The organism is Pseudomonas sp. NUPR-002 (genome assembly GCF_056322725.1).
The window spans coordinates 4,046,116-4,061,657 of sequence record NZ_CM150476.1 but is presented as its reverse complement, the minus strand read 5'-3'; the positions used below and the strand labels follow the sequence as shown (position 1 = coordinate 4,061,657).

Genomic DNA, 15,542 nt, shown 5'->3' with positions numbered 1-15,542 from the left:
AGTTCCTTCTTAACGCCGGGAGAGCATCAGGAGATGATCCAGGATTTCCTTCTGGCCCTTCATAAACCCCAAGTGGTGATCGGCGTTAGGCTTCACATTGTCCAGGGCTGCTGAAGGGTCAAAGCGTCTGCGGAGGTAACTGACTAGAGCCTTGCTGATTTGCGGGGCCTCATCGAGACCATCGTCCAGTTCAGCCTCCAGGGAGTCTTCTGCAAATACGTCCATGGAATCTCCAGATGCGTTGATGTTTACTTCTAAGGTGGGGAGAAACTCAGGCCGGAACCCAAGGGATTACCTTGCGATCCTGGAAGTCCCACTCGGAGCTTCGGCAGATACGGGCCACTTGGGCCTGTACCAGAGCGTCTTCAGGGGTCTTGCCTGCCTTGGCGAAGCACGAGACCACAGCGTCCCATAGGGTTTCCCCTTCGGACAGCTCTCGCTTCTTCCACTGGAGAACTCCTTCGCCTTTCCGTGGGCCACTCTTGAGGATCTTCTCCTCCTGGAACCACATGAAGGGGGCCTTGAGGAACTCTTCGGCAGTGCCCGCGCCCATCCCTGGACAGCCTTGATAGCCGTCAGTGATATCCCCCATGAGGGTCTGGTAGAGGTGCCAGTAATCGGCCTCTTCCTCACTGATGTCATAGAACTTCTTGCGCCCGTAGTCCCAGAACTCACCGGGGACGGTCTTGAAGTCCTTGTCACCACTCACAATGATCTTGCGACCCTTGATGTGAGGGGAGGTGGCCCAGATGCCTAAAACGTCATCGCCTTCCAGTGTGGGGACCATGAGGCACTCCCACTCAGCGAACACACGCTCTCGGACTTTGTAGTAGCAGAGAGGCTTACGCTTTTCCTTGCGGTTGCTCTTGTAGGTCTCCAGCACGTCCTTGCGCCAGTTAACCGAGTCGGTGAATGCGAGGTAAACCCGTGGGGTCTCCTCCAGTTTCAACCGACTGTTGACCTCAAGACACAGCTTCTCGATGGCGTTCTTGAAGATCGCGTAGGCTTCTTCAGGGTCACTGTGGAGGGTCCAGTGGACACCCCAGTCAATCTCCTGTTCGGCATTACTGCACGCCTGGTAGAGGGCCATATCGCCATCAATCAGGAGTGCAATACCGCTATTCGCGTTCTTCATAGGTCACGTCCTTGACCTCGACTGTCCGAACCGTTTCCTTGCGGACCAGAGTCACAGACTCCACGGTGTAGGTCAGTTCGCTCTTCAGGAAGCTCCAAGTGATCTTCGCCCAGGCGTCACCCTCGATCTGAGGGACATAGGCGATGGAGGTCTTTGGAATGCGTACCATGTTCTTCGGAGAGAAGCCCTCCTGAGCGAGGTACTTGGTGACCTCACCCCAAGAGACGCCCGTGGGGAGACCCAAAGGGGTCAGCTCAGGGGTTTCTTCCAGGGGCTTTTTCACTGCGGCTTTCCGTGCCATCAGTTCACCTCCTTGACGATGCTACGGATACCCGGCTCCGCTTCGTCCACCAGCGCCAGGCCAGTGGAAGTTACGAACCAGCGGTCACGAGCTTTGTTGTTGAGGACAGCCGTGATGTGCCCACGGGAGGCAGCTTCGGCAATGGTTGCGGCGTTCTTGCGGGAGAAGTCCGACTGGAAGCTCTGAGGGTTCAGCAGCATGTGGCGCAGGACGCTCAGGTACTCGTTCATTGAGTCACCAGAGCGGACAGCTTGGTGTGAACGTTCTTGGCTGCATCATGCTCGGCCTGAAGCTGGACGTTGTGAGTTTCCAGATTGGCCTTCGCAGCTTCGTTGAGCTTGATGGTGCCCTTGTGGGATGCCATCAGGTTTTCCAGCGCGGTCAGGGTTTTATTGAACCCCTTCAAGATGCTTTGCAGTTGCTTCATTGGTTGCGTCCTTGCGACGGTCGATGAGTGCTTGAAGAGCCAGTAGGGAATCCTCTGGGAACTCTTTAGCGATGGTTTTCTTGAATCCGTTGGCAAACGGCATCAGGGCCTCCCATTCAGGAGAGAATGCGAGGTGCGTGATGTCAGCCCAAGCGGCCAGGAGGGATAGCACAGGTCCCGAGAGGGTTACCTGACCATCCGGGGTTACTTCTTGGAGGTGTCCAGGGAGCAAACGTGGGAGGTGCGTGAGGAGCTCCAGCCGATCCACTTTGAAGCGGACCGTGAGGGACAGCCCGAGGAAGACACCTGGAACCAAGTCCTTCTGAACGATCTTGAAAAAGGGAGCTGTCTCAGCTTGCCTCAGTCGGGAGTGAGCCTCTTGAGAGACCTCAGGAGTCTTCAAGAACCGCCCACGGGAGGCCGCTAGGACCTCCATATGGATATGGACAGGCTCAGACATCGTAAGGCACTCCGCCTGCACGCTCCTTCAGGTCTCGCTTCTTGGCCAGGAGCATTTGCTTTCGAGCCTCTCGGCGCTGATACAGGGCCAGGGCGGTGAAGGACACCGGAGAGGTCAGGAGGAGGCAGAAGCTCCCCACGATCACAAGGAAGTCACTCTTGAGGAACTTCCAAGCCTCAGACGCAAGCTCGCTCAGCCACTCGGGGACCCTCATGAAGATCGAGAACACGAGGGCAATCAGCGGAGCTTGGGCGAGGTCCCGAGTAGATGCGGAGCGGTAGTCCCAGCGGAAGCCCTTGATGGCTACCCGGTAGTGCGCCCAGATGAGGCTCCCCACGAGGAGGACGCCAACGGCCAGCAGAGAGCTCAAGGCCCAGAGTTGAAGATGGTTCATCAGCGTTTCCTTAGGCAGTTGGTAGGGTGTGGGGAGGGTGAGGCCGCTCAACGATCCCCGAAGGGCTCTTAGCGAGGTCAGCGAGAGCGTTGATGTCGAAGTGTGGGCCGAAGATCATTGCGCCTTTGTAGCGGAAGTTCTCGCGCCGCTCATGTTCCAAGGCGGTCTGAAGTGCCAGCCAAGCGGTTTGCACCACCTCACCTTCAGTCATGTGAGGGGAGAGGAGCCAGTGGCGGCCCTTCCACTTCAAGGGCTCTCCAGTGATGTTACATACGCCTTCAACACAGGAGATGCGCAAGGAACCTTTTGCGGGATCCACAATGAAGTCAAAGCCGGGGTAGCTCACCTCCTTGAGGATTGCTTCCACCTTTTGTTGGTATTCAGGGGTCATGGGCGATCCTCCACGATGCACACGCCAGAGAACGGGCGAGTGAGATACTTATCGTTCCAGTGTTTGACGTTAACGGTGATGGTCTTGGGATTGATCTTGATGATCTCCGCCAGGGCGAGACCCTTACCCTCTCCAGTGGTCTGGTAGGCCACTCGTTGGCCCACTTTTAGCTCACGGCCAGTCACATCCTTGGGAACGGTGCTCATACGTCAGCCTCCGCTTTGTCGTGACGGATACCCTTGAAGCGGGGTTCACGAAGGGCTCCTGTAGGGGTCATCTTCATGGCCTCGACCTCAACGATCTGGCCGACGATCAACGAGGGATCCTTCAGCCAAGCCTTGCGGGTCTCGAAGTCACCACCAGCTACGGGGATGTCCACCAACAGGCCGTTCTTCAGACGCCAGCGGCAGAGGAGGGCACCAGCCATACCGGCCATCTTGCCCACACCTTCTTGAACGCCAGTGACCTTGAGGTCCTTGGTGATCTTCTCTTTGATCCGCATGATTCTGTGGTCCCGCTTCCCGGCTTCCCAGGTCGCTTCGAGATCTCGAACGATCACCCCTTCACCGCCATCATCGATAACCTGTTCGGCAATCACTTGGGCCAGCTCAAGGGTCACGCAGGTGAACTCAGGGAGGCGCACCAGAGGGGCCTTGTCGCGGGTCATTGGGAGACCACAGCGCTCAGCTCGCATCATCCGATCACCGAAGGCGCTCTTTGTGGTGCCCTTGGTGAAACCTTCCAGACTCAGGAAGTCATGCACCACGAGGCGCAACGACTCATCACGCTTGTGACGGCGGAAGGCCCCGGAGGTGTCCTGAACGGGTGCATAGGAGAGGGCCTCGAAGAAGTCTTCAGGGGACCCCTCGGGGATCGGGTTGAGCTTCAGGACTTCGCCAATGACCACAACGGTCTTCGGGATGTTGAGCTCTTCCAGGCGGCGCTCAATGTGCCCACAGGACTTCATCTGTTCGCCAGTGCGGCTGAAGGTCGCCCAGCCACCAGCGATCCACACGAACAGGGCAAAGACCCCATCGAGCTTGGTGGTGACGTGGTAAAGGTATTCAGCGGGCTTCAGGTTCTTCTTTGCGACATCATCGAGGTCCTGAACCAGTTGCACGAGCTTGGCGGGTTTGCGGCCAGTCATGCGGGTCAAAACGTTCTTGTCTACGGTGCTCATTTGACACCCCCAGCTTTGGCCGGGGAGAGCTCGATGATGTGCTGAAGCACTGGCTTCCACACCTTCCACCAGTCAAGTGCAGCACGGTCCATGGAGGCGATCCGCTCATCACTGAAGGCCCACCACTCGCTCAGGCGGTGTATCTGGCAGCCGATCTGCATATGGGTCGCGGTGTAGGTGACAGGGTAGCGCTCACACTGCACAGCTTTGACCTCAGCGAGGTTTCCGCCGGTCCCCCAGAGAGACCGCACAGACTCCAGGTTTGCACCGGCCAGGTTTGCACCGGCCAGGTTTGCACGGGCCAGGTTTGCACCGGCCAGGTTTGCACCGGCCAGGTTTGCACGGGCCAGGTTTGCACCGGCCAGGTTTGCACCGGCCAGGTTTGCATCGGCCAGGTACGCATCGGCCAGGTACGCATCGGCCAGGTTTGCACCGGCCAGGTTTGCATCGGCCAGGTACGCATCGGCCAGGTCTGCATCGGCCAGGTTTGCACCGGCCAGGTTTGCATCGGCCAGGTACGCATCGGCCAGGTCTGCATCGGCCAGGTTTGCATCGGCCAGGTTTGCATCGGCCAGGTACGCATCGGCCAGGTCTGCATCGGCCAGGTCTGCATCGGCCAGGTTTGCATCGGCCAGGTTTGCATCGGCCAGGTCTGCACGGGCCCCCTCAGGGTTCCCTTCAAGCCACAGCTTGTGCTTTTCCAGAATCACACGAAGGTCGTCAGCGGTATAAGTGCGCATGGGTCATTCCTTTGGAGAGAGGTGGGATAGTTCTAAGGTGGGGAGAAACCTCGGAAGCTGTCCCAGAGATCCCTTCGGATGAACCAGAGGAGAGCAACAAACTGAGCGCCAAAGACGCCCAGCTTGAAGGTTGTTGAGAGGTCCATCAGGAACGGACGGTGGTTTGCTCGAAGCCCAACAGGCCTGCGCTCAAAAGTTCCGCAACGGAGTCCTCAATGCCGCAAGAGGTGAGGGCTTCAGCTACGTCTTCCATGGCCTTTTCTTCACTGGCCCACAGGCACTCATTGAGGCCGATGTCCCACTCACACCAAATCTTTGTTACTTCCATGTGTTACTCCTTAGTGGCACTCAAACCACGTCTTGCCGATCTTCCCTTCGGTATCCAGGCGGACCTTGAAGTTGAAGAACTCCTGGGTGTCTCGCATGGCTAACTGGGATTCCCGCTTGACGATCTCAGCGATCTCAGGCGTTCGGCAGGCGTATTGATATTCGTCGTGGACCCAAGCGAGCTGGCAATAATCACCATCCCAGCCTTGTTTCAGGCCGAGTCTCGTTAGGCGTTTGATGGTCTCCACACCCCACTTCTTGCAGATGAGGGCACCTGCGGATTGAAGGAGGGTGTTAGGAGCCGAGTGGGGAGAGCGGATGTGGAGCTTACGTCCGTCCAGTCCGATCAGGTGGCGGCGCTTCCAGGCAATCTTCTGTTCCTTGCCGACCCATTCAGAGCTCTTCACTAGGACCGCTTGAATCGCATCACGGAGCTTCTTGATGCCAGGGGTTTTCTTCAGGAACTCCTTCATCAGCTTCTTGCCGATGGTCTTCTGTTCCTCAGCGGTTCCCAGCGGGAGAACGATCGATCCGATCTTCTGAGCACCTGCCCCATAGAGGAAGGCGTAGATGAAGGTCTTGGCCTGGCCACGGGTATCGAGACCAGCGGCCTCCATGTTGACCGTGTGGATGTCCCCGTTGAGGACGATGTAGGCGTATTGCCCATCATCGAAGGCCCACACGAAGTGGCCCAGACAGCGGAGCTCAAGGCCTGAGGCGTCGATGCCGACTTGGACCCAGCCTTCGGGAGCCCCGAAGAGGCCCCGGAACTCTGCACCCCAGCCACCAGCGAAGCCCCACAGGACGTTGCCGTCCTTGTCGAGTTTCACGGAAGGGACCTGAGCGAGGTTTGGGAAGCTGTGAGTGGCCCGGCCAGTGACCGCGCCGTTGGTGTTCACATAGCCATGAATGCGCCCCTGAGGGGTCACCAGCTTGAGCCAGGCGTTGTCACCTTCTGCTAACTGCCCGATCCGTTTCTGAATCGTCAGGTACTCGGTAACGAGCTGGGCCTCTGGGAACTCCAGGGCCTCCAAGGTGCTTTCATCGACCTTCGGTTGGCCCGTCTCGGTGAACTCCGTAGGAATCCACCCCATGAGCTTCAGGCATCGGGCAATGTGGACCCGTGAGCCAGGGTTGAAGGTCACGTATTTGATCGGCATGAAAGCCGCCCCAGCGGTGTAGCCGAAGCGCTTGTTGTCCTTGGCGGGAACCTTGGGGGTCTTCGTGGCTGGCTCGAACCAAGACCCGAAGGTCTCCACGAGGGAGGTCTCCAGCTCAGCTCTTCGGGCCCCGAGTTGCGCGTAATAGATCGCCGCTTGCTTCTCGTTGAAGGGGAAGCCATTGCGCTCTTGCTGGGCGATCATCCAGCAGGTGTCATGCTCCAGCTCGATGGCTGTGAGCGGGTACTTGGCGGTGTTCAGCAGCTCGTAAAGCTTGGCCGTGACCTCCACGTCCTGAGCACAGTAGGAGAGCATCTCTTCCGAGAAGACTGCCCAGGCGTCCTCAGTCTCAGCGGCATAGTTGCCCTTGAGGATCCCCAGACGGTAACCCCAAGCCTTCAGCGAGTGGCTCGCAAAGAGCTTGCCGGGGAGGATCCCCTGGCGCATCAGCTTGGAGTCTTTGAGTTCCAGGGAGGAGAAGATCAGGCGGGACACCACAAGGGTGTCATAGATAGCAGCCGGATTAGGCTTGAACCACGGGAAGATTTTCTGGATGGTCGGGACATCGTACTTGATGACGTTGTGCCCACCGATCCGGTAAGGACCATCCGCTTCGAGCTCTTCAGGCGAAGGCTCAGCCCATGAGAGATCCATGAGCTTGCGGAGGCCCTTCTCCACGTTGTCCGGTCGATATCGCCAAGTGCGCCCCGAGAGGGAGTCCTTGATGACCAAACAGTGGATCTTTGAAACCGTGTCGAGTAGCCCATCCGACTCAACGTCGAATAGGTGCATAGGTGGCCTACTTGATTCCTTTCAAGATGGCGTAGGACCTCACGGCCCTCCACATGAGATGAGCGGTGAACCACGGGACCCCGAGGACCTGCATGGCTTCCAGGAAGATCCAGTCGGCGCCCTCACGGGTGACCCGAGTGACTTCTCCATCGCGGATCATCAGCCGGTGGACACAGAGGTAGTCGTGGACCACAGCGGCCTTCGCGTAGGGCCCCCAAGGGGAGAACGCTGACCAGAGGCTCCGAGGGATACTCGCCCCGTCCGTGACGAACCCAGCAGGGACTCTCACGTAGGTCGAGGAGTCCTCATGCCCGAGGTAGTAGAAGAACTCTTCTAGGAGCTCGAAGGTCTCCGAGGTGCCGTCCACTGGGGTGAGCTTCAAGGGAGTCGTGAACGAGCTCATGCCTGAGGGATCTCGAAGAGGAGGGTGTAATCGGGGAACTTGGCCTGCATCCGGCGAATCCGGTCACAGAGACGCTTCGGGACCTCCCAAGAGCGGATCAGGGAGATTGTCTTGTCCTGGTGGTCCTTGAAGAAGGCGTCAGAGATGGTCCATTGCGAGCCATCCCAACATGCCTGGTTGATGCCAAAGTCGAAGCCGTTGAGGATGGCCTGAGGATCCGCGCCGTCGATCCAAATCAGATTGACCTCCTGACCGTTCGGGGCCACGAGCCAATCAATGGCCATGATCCCACGGTCCTTGAGGTTCCCCTCGGTGTAGGCCAGCGTGCATCCTGTGCGGCCAGTGAAGCGGAGCTTTTGGAGTTTTTCGAGGACCTCTTTGCGGTGGGCTGTGCCCAGGTACTCAGGCCAGAAGTCGAGGTCTTTGACCTGTTCTTTGCGGCCCGAGTAGAGGTCTCGGAGACAGCCACCAGCAAGGATCACGGGGTAACCCACAGCGGCTGAGATGGCTTCTTGGAAGATTTCCCATGAGAGGGGCATCTTTGGATAGGCGATCATTGCGATCTTCCTTGATTAGAACCCGTGCGACGTTGCGTCACCTTCCGGGTCGTCTTCACACTCGGGGTCGTAGCCAGTACGTTCCGAGAGGAGACCTGTGATGGGGTCGTAGGCCAGATAGATGACCTTGCCTGTTGCTTGGCCCGTGAAGCGATCCTTGAGAATCCTGAAGGTCGTTGTCTGAGCCTTCACCGGGTCTTTGTCCTGCTGGTTCCGCTCTAGGCCGAACATGAAGAAGGACCAGAAGCCAATGGCGCGGGAGCCCTTGAAGTGCCGGATCATGACTCGACCACCTTCCTCGTGAGGTTTCCCCTCGGGGGTGCTCAAGTGGGAGATCAGGTGGATGATGATTCCGAGACGCTTGGCGATACCGGCCACAGCCTCCATGAGGATCTCAAGGGATTCCTTCTCGTTGGTTGGGTCGGCTAGGGCGGTGAGGTGGTCCACGTAGAACAGGCGGATCCCCAAGGCCTGAGCCATATAGTTGATCTTCGCCTCAACGGTCTCCCACTCGGTGCCTCCCCATGCGTCGTAGAGGGTCACCTTGTCACCCATTGCATCGAGTTGAGCGTCAAGCTCCTCCTCGGTCCAGCCATCGTCAGGGACGTGGAAGCGCTTCCCGGCCATCTTGCCAGCGATACGCTTCCCGGTCTCCACGATGTCCTGTTCCAAGTAGACGACGCCCACGGGCTCCTTCAGGACCTCCACGTCATACGCCATCTGTTGGGTGAAGAGGTCAGTCTTACCGACCCCCGTGCCCGCGCCGAAGGTGTACACATCACCCCAACGGCGCCCATAGGTGAGCTTCGTGAGGCTTGGGAGGAACCACGGGAGGCCCATCTCGGGCTTCTCTTTAATCCTGGAGCGGATCTCGGAGATGTTCACCAGACCATCAGGGCGGTAACTCTTGGCGTTCCAGATGGCCTCAATGACCGCTTGCCCTTTGCCCGCCAGGAGGCACTCATTGGCGTCCTTCAGGGGCAGCTCAGCGATTTTGCAGGTCCCCGGCTTGAACAGAGGGGCAACCTCTTGAGTCGCATCTCGGCCAGGGTCGTCCATGTCAAACATCAGGACCACTTCATCGAACTTGCTGAGCCACTCGATGTTCTCGGAGATAGCCTTCTTAGCTCCATCGGCGCCCGTTGGGAGGGACACCACGGGCCATTTGTTGCCCTGGAGCTGGGAGACAGTCAGCGCATCGATCTCACCTTCAGTGACGACCACTCGCTTACCGCCATCCTTCCACAGCCACATGCCGTAGAGGTACTTGCCGATTTTGCCGGTGGTGGTGAAGTCCTTGTCTTGGAAGCGGATCTTCTGGGCGACCAAGGAACCTGAGAGGTCCCGGTAGTTCGCCACTTGGGCCCACTTACCGTAGGCCTTGCCGATCATGTAACCCCACTTTTGGCAGGTCTCCTGGGAGATCCCTCGGATCTTCAGGGCTTCACAGCGGCCCTGATATTCGTCCTGAGTGAGCACTCCCTTAGCTGGGGGCTTTGCTTCTCGCCGGGTTCCCTGGCCTTCGCCTGGACGGGTTTCCCCACATGAGAAACAGTGGGTGTGTCCATCGGAGTAGTGGGCACATGCGTCCGAGGAACCACAGTCATTACATTCAGCCTTGTAGAGGAACTCAGACTCCTCATGTTCATGTGCCATGGGAGCTCCTTACAGGGGATTCTTGCTGAGCCAGGCGGCCACATCGAACGATGGGCAGGCCTTCATGAACTCATTGGGGGTGATCTTGCCGTCACCATTCAGGTCCGGGGAGAGGTCCCGGTGACCGAGGATCTTGGCGCGCTCATAGCGAGACTTGAGCTGTCCCAGAAGGACCCTCAGGGTGTCGTATTGAGCCTGGGTGAAATTGTCCGAGGGTTTCCCGAGGGCATCCACACCACCGACCATGCAGACCCCAATGGAGGTGCTGTTGTGGCCGGACACATGGGCACCGATCTCAGACTCTCGCCGGCCATTCTCGATGGTCCCGTCACGACGAATCACATAGTGGTAACCGATGGTCACGAAGCCGCGCTTGAGGTGCCATTGAGTGATTTCGCGGCGCCCAATGTCAGCCTTCGGGCCAGTTGCGGAACAGTGCACAACAATCAGGTCTGTACGGTCTCGGTCCTTGAGGCGTGGAGTCATTTGGAGCTGTCCTTCTTAGGACGTAATGCCGGGTGAAGCGGACGAGAGGGCTCTTGCAGCCACTCTTCGGGAACGACCTTCTTGGCGTACTTGAAGCCGTTCTTTTCACACCACATTGCGTAGGTGGTTGGGGAACCCTTGTAGAGCTTCGCTTGGGGATTGCTGAAGACAAACCGCACGTCCAAATCAGGGTATTGCGCCTTGATGAGGGTGTGCTTCTTACGGTCGTCAGAGTCGAAGAGACCCTTTGACTCGATGATGATGTTGTTCTTCAGAACGAAGTCAGGGGTGTACTTGTGGGCACTGGCGGGGACCTGGTAATCCAGGAAGTAGGCTTCGAAGGGGACCTCAGGGCCCAAGGCTTTCGCGATGGTCTCCTCAAGTCCCGAGCGATACCGAGCCGGATTAGTACCCGGCTTGATACCACGTTTGAATCCTGTAGACCGGCCCTTAGAACTGCGGCTGGTCATCACCATCGTCAGCATCCTGGCTGTTGTCGTCGTCAGCGTTGAAGCCGTGGTCATCGACCTCGAATTCACCTTCGTCATCACCGAAGCCGAAGGCATCAGCGTTACCGCCACCAGTGAACTCCTTCAGCTTCAGGATCTTCACGGCGCGGATTCGCAGAGTTACACCAGCGCCCAGAAGGGCGGTGTAGAACGGGGAGACGAAGACGGAGATGCGTGCCACAGTGCCGGTGCCGATCTTCAGGTCATGGGTCAGGGCTTTGCCCTTACCATCGAACAGAGCGATCTTGCGCTCAACGGTCTGACCGGTTTTCCGGTCGGTGTAGCTCGCCTTCGACTTGAAGTTGAAGACCAGATAGTCCTCACCGTTCTCGTCGGTCTCCTCCACTGGGAGGTCCGCCAGCTTCACCTTCTTGCCGGAGCCTTTCTTCTTGGACTCCGCTTCCTGTACTTGGCGGTCGTGCTCTTCCTGCTGAACCTTCTCCAGGAGCTCCAGGAACTTCGCCGCTTGAGGGTCGGAGGCCTTGGCTTTCAGCTTGGTCTTGTAGACACCAGCATCATCGAACTTGGTGTCAGGTTTCAGCAGGCAAGGCCAGATGAGTTCACCGGCTGGGGAGATTGCTTCTACAGAGTTGTTCTCAGCCATTGCGGCAGATTTCCTTATCAGTTGTTGCGGAAACGCTCTTCCATGGCTTCCAAGGAGCTGGAGGAGACCCCGAACTCTTGTTGCAGGGCGAGTGCTTCGCTGGGAGGGAGATAGCCGAGTTCTTCAACTGCGGCCTTGACGCGGGATAGAGGAGTCCCGGACGGGATCCCCTGAGGGGTTTCTTGCGGAGTGCTCATGCTGCACCAAGGCCGAGCAACGGCTTGACCTTGTTGACCATCTCTTCCGGTTTGCCCCAAGAGTTCACCACGAGGGTGTCAAAGGGGTGCGCCATGAGGGCGATGTCAGAGATGTGATAGGGCGCCTCATCCACGTCCTGAATGAACCAGTCACGGACAATGCGGACAGTCTTCGCACCGGGCAGGGCTGCCAGAGTGGAATACTCGTTCGGCAGTCGCATATCGGTGACCACAACAACATCAGTTGCGGGGTTGGCCAGGCCTTTGGCGACCTCAATGAGGCCCAGATTGAGCCAGATGTTAGGCTCTTTCAGGAACTCACGGCGGAACTCGGTCCCGTAGTGTTGAAGGTGCCACCGGAGGGAGCGGGGAGAGGTCTGGCAGTAGTCGGTATGACACTCCAGGAACTCCTTGTAGTCCCCTTCAGGAAGCTTCTCGATGCTCAAGGCTACGCTGTCCGTGTCCTTGGCTGAGGTGTGCATATGAGCTTCCAAGCGAGGGTCGCCAAGAGCCTCCGCACATTGCTTCTTCAGAACGTCTGCAAAGGCTACGCGGAAGACCTTGAGACCCAGTTGTTTCTCAAGGTGCTCGATGAGGGTGTCCTTGCCGGATTTCCCACGGATGCTATTGAGGGCGAGGATTGGCTTAGTCATGCCTGCACCTCTTTACGGGAGAAGAGGGCCTTGGCTGCGGACCATGCGGATGACAGCCAGGACTTTGGCTTCTGCACTGCCTGCGAGACTTTCTCCTGGACCACCTTCGAGGCCCTAACTGGGAGGCTCAGATAGACGTTCCTGAAGGCCAAGGCCTGGGCATACATCGCCGGGGTGATTGCATAGTGGCTGCCTTCGATGGTCACGAAGTCCTTCCGGGAGTTCGCTGGGATCTGGGCGAGGATCTCGCGGCCTCCTTTGGGGAGGACACGTTGGACGCTGAACAGCTTTTTGCCTGGGGCGTACCGAAGAACTAGTGTCATGGCTCACTTTCCTGTGGGCATAAAGAAACCCGCCGAAGCGGGTCTCTGGGAGGTTGTGTGGTTAGTTCTAAGGTGGGGAGAAACCTCAGGCGAAGGCGTATTGGGAGGCCATCACTTGGGAAAGATCCAGGGATCCCTTCAAGGGAATCTCTGAGAGCTTCTTCAGGTTCTCGTCGCTGAGCTGGTCTGACACTTGAGCCGCGAAGATTGCCAGTACGTCTTGCTCACTGTACGTCCTGACGAACTCCTCGCGGATGATCCTGAAGAACTTCCCGGATTCCCCAGCGTGGGTCCCAAAGGAGTCATGGATCATGGCGAAGGAGCGGATCCCTTCCTTGTAGCCAGCGGTGACGGTCTGCATGAGGTGACTCGCGTCCATGGAATGAATGAAGTTAGGACTGATCCCGTTCTTCTGGGCGACCTTATCGATGTCAGGAGTAGCGTGAGTGATCTGTACCCTGACCCTGACCTCGCCGGTCTTCACGCCTTTGTCTGAGTGACCCGTTGCTCCTTCGCGATTCTCAACCTCACCATTGAAGTCCCGGATGAGGCTCGCACCGAAGACCGTCTCAACTCGCTGAGTGGTCCGCTTGCGGTACTCCTGCCAGATGGTGAAGCCAGCCGGTGTGGTCCACCGAACGGGGAGACCTTGGGAGCCCAAGAGTGAGGCCGCACTTTGAAGCCAGTTCATTGCCTCCACGGCCTTAACCACTACTGCACCCACAGCGTCCCAGATGTGTTTTGCCAGGTAGCGAGCCATTTGGGATTTCTCTGACGGGCTTGGCCAATAATGCCCCTTACCAGACTCCATGGATGGCCGGATAATGTCCGTCATGATCTGCTCAGCGAACCCATATTCGCGTGACCCGTATGCCAAAGTCATAACAGAACGCTTGGTTTCACTGCGCGTAATGCCGTAGGCTAGCCACCGTTCAGCACAGGTTTTAGAGCCGAGCTGAAGAACTGTTGTGCTATTCTCCTTGTCTGTACCTTTGTCGTGCACTTTCTCAACGAACTCATCGGAGCTTCCATGGGCCAAGTCAGCTTCAAGCTGTTTGATCACCTTCTCAGCAACCATGCGGTAGATATCGCTGGGTCGCTCGGTAGGGATCAAGTTGACGGCAGACCCTCCGATCTCATCCTTGAGCATTGCACTGAAGTGTTGAAGTCCCGAGCACGAACCATCAAAGGCGACTGGAATATGACTGACGAAATCACCTCCCTTGAGCTTGAAGCCTTCCCATTCGAAACAGAAGGCCAAGAAACCGAAGGGGCAATCTACAGTTGTCCAGAAGAGCTCTTCGAAGGGATTCCGGGCGCAGTCGAGGATGACTTCCTCATGACGTTCGACCCAAGCCAAGCGGTCATCGAAGCTGACCTTATCGACCCCCGCGCAGTTGGCGCCGTGAATTGCCAACCATTTAGCTCCCTCAAGGCCTAACGCCTTCCCCTCGGAAAACCGGAGGATGCCCTTCATGAGGTCATCCCCTTGAGGGTTCAGTAGGGTCGTCGCATAGATACGGCCTCTGAAGTCCAGGTTGTGAGGGAAGTAGATTGCAGCGTCATCCCTGAATTTCTGCCCTTGAGTCAAAATCGACTCAACCCGTCTCCTGCGGGACCCCAGAGAATCCATCTTCTGATAGTGCTCAAAGGCCGCTTTCCGATAAGCCAGGCGCGCCTCTGGGTTCGTGTCGATGTCGTGGGGTTTATCTGGAGGGTCTTCCCCGAGGATGCACGGGTAAGAGGAGATCACGTTGCGTTTCCACGAGAGGACCTCACGGGCCACGTCGAGGACAGGCGTGTTGATTGCCCAGGCGGTCTCCTGGATGGCGTTCACGGCCGCATAGACAGGGGTGAGGTCGAGCTCGTTATAGACGCTCTTCACGACCTGCATAGGGGCGCGGACGAAGAGGATAGGGCGGGTGTGCTCGGTGTAGTAGCCACCACCCATCCAATGGGTCCACGGATTCGGGGGGACCACGGTAGGGAGGTGCACTGTGGCCATCTCGGCCAGCTTGAGGTTGATCCTGTTGGCCCTCTCAGCGAACTCAGGGGACATCGACAGGACCAGTGAGGTGTCTTTGACTGAGGCAGAGCCTGAGGAGACCCTCTGGAGATGCCCAAGGCCGGTTGCCTGAAGCGCGATAGACAACAGGTGCATGCCGACCTTCACAAGGTCAGCCTCATTGCGACCATCTTCTTCGACCTCAAGCCTCCTCTCCCAGGCTTGCAGATAGGCGCGCTTAACGTGGTCCCCGTGGCGCTGTTTAAGACCCTGCTCAATAGCGCCCTGATAAGCCCTGCCATATTCAGCCTTCAGCTTCTCAGCCTTGAACTGAGTATCCAAGTCCAAGCCGATCTTCCGGGCCACGACGGTGTTAGTCATAGGCTTACCCATGAAGGCGGTCATAGTGGCCCTCAAGGTGATGTAAGCAACCACCTTCGAGTCCATCTTCTCGATGTACTTGAGTAGTGTGGACTTGCGACCACCTTTAGGGCCACTGGCCTCTTCCCTCCAGTCGTCAATTGCCTTGGCAACTAAAGGAACGCCCTCGCGGAAGATCCATGAGTAAGCCTGGACGCCATTCACGTCCCCTTCCTGCATCGACTTCTCAAGTTCCTTTGTGAAGTTCAGAGTCCCAAGCTCCGATCCCTCGATTTCTAATTGTAATTGTCGTTCAGCCAACGCTGCCCCGAACTTCTCTATCAGGTGCTCATGCGGTGTCATTTGATCCCTCCAAGGATCAGCAGGCAATAGGGTGCCAACATAGAAACTTGGGAGTCATTCACACGGACACTCTTATAGAGTATCTATATGTAATCCCAGAAGGATCTAAGGTGGGGAGT

23 protein-coding genes are annotated in these 15,542 nt (G+C 57.6%); all 23 read right to left on the bottom strand.

Translation table 11 applies throughout. From position 1 onward, the window contains the following. Nucleotides 1-9: 9 nt before the first annotated feature. Nucleotides 10-225: a hypothetical protein gene (locus tag ACVWSC_RS18485; protein ID WP_442108485.1), complete on the bottom strand. Its 216-nt coding sequence runs from the start codon at nt 223-225 to the stop codon at nt 10-12. Between the two features lie 46 nt (nt 226-271). After that, on the bottom strand, nt 272-1,135 hold the full coding sequence (locus ACVWSC_RS18480; RefSeq protein WP_442108483.1) for a hypothetical protein: 864 nt from the start codon (nt 1,133-1,135) through the stop codon (nt 272-274). Then, nucleotides 1,119-1,436, bottom strand: a complete 318-nt coding sequence (locus ACVWSC_RS18475; RefSeq protein WP_442108481.1) for a hypothetical protein — start codon at nt 1,434-1,436, stop codon at nt 1,119-1,121. Before ACVWSC_RS18475 ends, ACVWSC_RS18480 begins: the two co-directional genes overlap by 17 nt. Then, nucleotides 1,436-1,666 carry a hypothetical protein gene (locus tag ACVWSC_RS18470; protein WP_442108479.1) on the bottom strand — a complete coding sequence of 77 codons (231 nt, stop codon included), beginning with the start codon at nt 1,664-1,666 and terminating at the stop codon, nt 1,436-1,438. Before ACVWSC_RS18470 ends, ACVWSC_RS18475 begins: the two co-directional genes overlap by 1 nt. Then, complete coding sequence (locus tag ACVWSC_RS18465; protein ID WP_442108477.1) at nt 1,663-1,863, bottom strand: hypothetical protein; 201 nt, start codon at nt 1,861-1,863, stop codon at nt 1,663-1,665. Before ACVWSC_RS18465 ends, ACVWSC_RS18470 begins: the two co-directional genes overlap by 4 nt. After that, on the bottom strand, nt 1,826-2,323 hold the full coding sequence (locus tag ACVWSC_RS18460) for a hypothetical protein (protein WP_442108475.1): 498 nt from the start codon (nt 2,321-2,323) through the stop codon (nt 1,826-1,828). Before ACVWSC_RS18460 ends, ACVWSC_RS18465 begins: the two co-directional genes overlap by 38 nt. Further along, nucleotides 2,316-2,717 (bottom strand): hypothetical protein, encoded by a 402-nt coding sequence (locus ACVWSC_RS18455; RefSeq protein WP_442108473.1) that lies wholly within the window; start codon nt 2,715-2,717, stop codon nt 2,316-2,318. Before ACVWSC_RS18455 ends, ACVWSC_RS18460 begins: the two co-directional genes overlap by 8 nt. Nucleotides 2,718-2,727: 10 nt before the next feature. Next, the gene (locus ACVWSC_RS18450; protein WP_442108471.1) at nt 2,728-3,108 is read right to left on the bottom strand and encodes a hypothetical protein; all 381 of its coding nucleotides are present in this window, start codon (nt 3,106-3,108) and stop codon (nt 2,728-2,730) included. Then, a complete protein-coding gene (locus ACVWSC_RS18445) occupies nt 3,105-3,314 on the bottom strand; it encodes a hypothetical protein (RefSeq protein WP_442108469.1) in 210 nt (69 codons plus the stop codon). Before ACVWSC_RS18445 ends, ACVWSC_RS18450 begins: the two co-directional genes overlap by 4 nt. Further along, on the bottom strand, nt 3,311-4,288 hold the full coding sequence (locus ACVWSC_RS18440) for an ATP-dependent DNA ligase (protein ID WP_442108467.1): 978 nt from the start codon (nt 4,286-4,288) through the stop codon (nt 3,311-3,313). The genes ACVWSC_RS18445 and ACVWSC_RS18440 overlap by 4 nt, the downstream gene beginning before the upstream one ends. Beyond that, nucleotides 4,285-5,028, bottom strand: coding sequence for a pentapeptide repeat-containing protein (locus tag ACVWSC_RS18435; RefSeq protein ID WP_442108465.1), 744 nt, complete (start codon nt 5,026-5,028; stop codon nt 4,285-4,287). The genes ACVWSC_RS18440 and ACVWSC_RS18435 overlap by 4 nt, the downstream gene beginning before the upstream one ends. Before the next feature lie 145 nt (nt 5,029-5,173). Next, a complete protein-coding gene (locus ACVWSC_RS18430; protein ID WP_442108463.1) occupies nt 5,174-5,356 on the bottom strand; it encodes a hypothetical protein in 183 nt (60 codons plus the stop codon). Between the two features lie 10 nt (nt 5,357-5,366). Continuing rightward, nucleotides 5,367-7,307, bottom strand: a complete 1,941-nt coding sequence (locus tag ACVWSC_RS18425; protein ID WP_442108461.1) for a DNA polymerase — start codon at nt 7,305-7,307, stop codon at nt 5,367-5,369. Between the two features lie 7 nt (nt 7,308-7,314). Then, nucleotides 7,315-7,710, bottom strand: a complete 396-nt coding sequence (locus tag ACVWSC_RS18420; protein ID WP_442108459.1) for a DUF1353 domain-containing protein — start codon at nt 7,708-7,710, stop codon at nt 7,315-7,317. Continuing rightward, nucleotides 7,707-8,267, bottom strand: coding sequence for a Gabija anti-defense Gad2 family protein (locus ACVWSC_RS18415; RefSeq protein WP_442108457.1), 561 nt, complete (start codon nt 8,265-8,267; stop codon nt 7,707-7,709). The genes ACVWSC_RS18420 and ACVWSC_RS18415 overlap by 4 nt, the downstream gene beginning before the upstream one ends. A 15-nt stretch (nt 8,268-8,282) precedes the next feature. Next, entirely contained in the window at nt 8,283-9,923 is a 1,641-nt protein-coding gene (locus tag ACVWSC_RS18410; RefSeq protein ID WP_442108455.1) for a toprim domain-containing protein, read from the bottom strand. A 9-nt stretch (nt 9,924-9,932) separates the two neighbouring features. After that, entirely contained in the window at nt 9,933-10,409 is a 477-nt protein-coding gene (locus ACVWSC_RS18405) for an N-acetylmuramoyl-L-alanine amidase (protein ID WP_442108453.1), read from the bottom strand. Then, a complete protein-coding gene (locus ACVWSC_RS18400; RefSeq protein ID WP_442108451.1) occupies nt 10,406-10,885 on the bottom strand; it encodes an endodeoxyribonuclease in 480 nt (159 codons plus the stop codon). Before ACVWSC_RS18400 ends, ACVWSC_RS18405 begins: the two co-directional genes overlap by 4 nt. Further along, nucleotides 10,860-11,522 carry a hypothetical protein gene (locus ACVWSC_RS18395; RefSeq protein WP_442108449.1) on the bottom strand — a complete coding sequence of 221 codons (663 nt, stop codon included), beginning with the start codon at nt 11,520-11,522 and terminating at the stop codon, nt 10,860-10,862. Before ACVWSC_RS18395 ends, ACVWSC_RS18400 begins: the two co-directional genes overlap by 26 nt. Nucleotides 11,523-11,539: 17 nt before the next feature. Continuing rightward, nucleotides 11,540-11,719 (bottom strand): hypothetical protein, encoded by a 180-nt coding sequence (locus ACVWSC_RS18390; protein ID WP_442108447.1) that lies wholly within the window; start codon nt 11,717-11,719, stop codon nt 11,540-11,542. After that, nucleotides 11,716-12,372, bottom strand: coding sequence for a nucleoside/nucleotide kinase family protein (locus ACVWSC_RS18385; RefSeq protein ID WP_442108445.1), 657 nt, complete (start codon nt 12,370-12,372; stop codon nt 11,716-11,718). The genes ACVWSC_RS18390 and ACVWSC_RS18385 overlap by 4 nt, the downstream gene beginning before the upstream one ends. After that, nucleotides 12,369-12,695, bottom strand: coding sequence for a hypothetical protein (locus ACVWSC_RS18380; protein WP_442108443.1), 327 nt, complete (start codon nt 12,693-12,695; stop codon nt 12,369-12,371). Before ACVWSC_RS18380 ends, ACVWSC_RS18385 begins: the two co-directional genes overlap by 4 nt. Nucleotides 12,696-12,780: 85 nt before the next feature. After that, complete coding sequence (locus ACVWSC_RS18375; RefSeq protein WP_442108441.1) at nt 12,781-15,423, bottom strand: DNA-directed RNA polymerase; 2,643 nt, start codon at nt 15,421-15,423, stop codon at nt 12,781-12,783. Nucleotides 15,424-15,542: the final 119 nt, after the last annotated feature.

Excerpts from the sequence above, each read along its gene's own strand:
- ACVWSC_RS18485 (WP_442108485.1), bottom strand. The coding sequence starts at position 225 with ATGGACGTATTTGCAGAAGACTCCCTGGAGGCTGAACTGGACGATGGT.
- ACVWSC_RS18480 (WP_442108483.1), bottom strand. The coding sequence starts at position 1,135 with ATGAAGAACGCGAATAGCGGTATTGCACTCCTGATTGATGGCGATATG.
- ACVWSC_RS18475 (WP_442108481.1), bottom strand. The coding sequence starts at position 1,436 with ATGGCACGGAAAGCCGCAGTGAAAAAGCCCCTGGAAGAAACCCCTGAG.
- ACVWSC_RS18470 (WP_442108479.1), bottom strand. The coding sequence starts at position 1,666 with ATGAACGAGTACCTGAGCGTCCTGCGCCACATGCTGCTGAACCCTCAG.
- ACVWSC_RS18465 (WP_442108477.1), bottom strand. The coding sequence starts at position 1,863 with ATGAAGCAACTGCAAAGCATCTTGAAGGGGTTCAATAAAACCCTGACC.
- ACVWSC_RS18460 (WP_442108475.1), bottom strand. The coding sequence starts at position 2,323 with ATGTCTGAGCCTGTCCATATCCATATGGAGGTCCTAGCGGCCTCCCGT.
- ACVWSC_RS18455 (WP_442108473.1), bottom strand. The coding sequence starts at position 2,717 with ATGAACCATCTTCAACTCTGGGCCTTGAGCTCTCTGCTGGCCGTTGGC.
- ACVWSC_RS18450 (WP_442108471.1), bottom strand. The coding sequence starts at position 3,108 with ATGACCCCTGAATACCAACAAAAGGTGGAAGCAATCCTCAAGGAGGTG.
- ACVWSC_RS18445 (WP_442108469.1), bottom strand. The coding sequence starts at position 3,314 with ATGAGCACCGTTCCCAAGGATGTGACTGGCCGTGAGCTAAAAGTGGGC.
- ACVWSC_RS18440 (WP_442108467.1), bottom strand. The coding sequence starts at position 4,288 with ATGAGCACCGTAGACAAGAACGTTTTGACCCGCATGACTGGCCGCAAA.
- ACVWSC_RS18435 (WP_442108465.1), bottom strand. The coding sequence starts at position 5,028 with ATGCGCACTTATACCGCTGACGACCTTCGTGTGATTCTGGAAAAGCAC.
- ACVWSC_RS18430 (WP_442108463.1), bottom strand. The coding sequence starts at position 5,356 with ATGGAAGTAACAAAGATTTGGTGTGAGTGGGACATCGGCCTCAATGAG.
- ACVWSC_RS18425 (WP_442108461.1), bottom strand. The coding sequence starts at position 7,307 with ATGCACCTATTCGACGTTGAGTCGGATGGGCTACTCGACACGGTTTCA.
- ACVWSC_RS18420 (WP_442108459.1), bottom strand. The coding sequence starts at position 7,710 with ATGAGCTCGTTCACGACTCCCTTGAAGCTCACCCCAGTGGACGGCACC.
- ACVWSC_RS18415 (WP_442108457.1), bottom strand. The coding sequence starts at position 8,267 with ATGATCGCCTATCCAAAGATGCCCCTCTCATGGGAAATCTTCCAAGAA.
- ACVWSC_RS18410 (WP_442108455.1), bottom strand. The coding sequence starts at position 9,923 with ATGGCACATGAACATGAGGAGTCTGAGTTCCTCTACAAGGCTGAATGT.
- ACVWSC_RS18405 (WP_442108453.1), bottom strand. The coding sequence starts at position 10,409 with ATGACTCCACGCCTCAAGGACCGAGACCGTACAGACCTGATTGTTGTG.
- ACVWSC_RS18400 (WP_442108451.1), bottom strand. The coding sequence starts at position 10,885 with ATGGTGATGACCAGCCGCAGTTCTAAGGGCCGGTCTACAGGATTCAAA.
- ACVWSC_RS18395 (WP_442108449.1), bottom strand. The coding sequence starts at position 11,522 with ATGGCTGAGAACAACTCTGTAGAAGCAATCTCCCCAGCCGGTGAACTC.
- ACVWSC_RS18390 (WP_442108447.1), bottom strand. The coding sequence starts at position 11,719 with ATGAGCACTCCGCAAGAAACCCCTCAGGGGATCCCGTCCGGGACTCCT.
- ACVWSC_RS18385 (WP_442108445.1), bottom strand. The coding sequence starts at position 12,372 with ATGACTAAGCCAATCCTCGCCCTCAATAGCATCCGTGGGAAATCCGGC.
- ACVWSC_RS18380 (WP_442108443.1), bottom strand. The coding sequence starts at position 12,695 with ATGACACTAGTTCTTCGGTACGCCCCAGGCAAAAAGCTGTTCAGCGTC.
- ACVWSC_RS18375 (WP_442108441.1), bottom strand. The coding sequence starts at position 15,423 with ATGACACCGCATGAGCACCTGATAGAGAAGTTCGGGGCAGCGTTGGCT.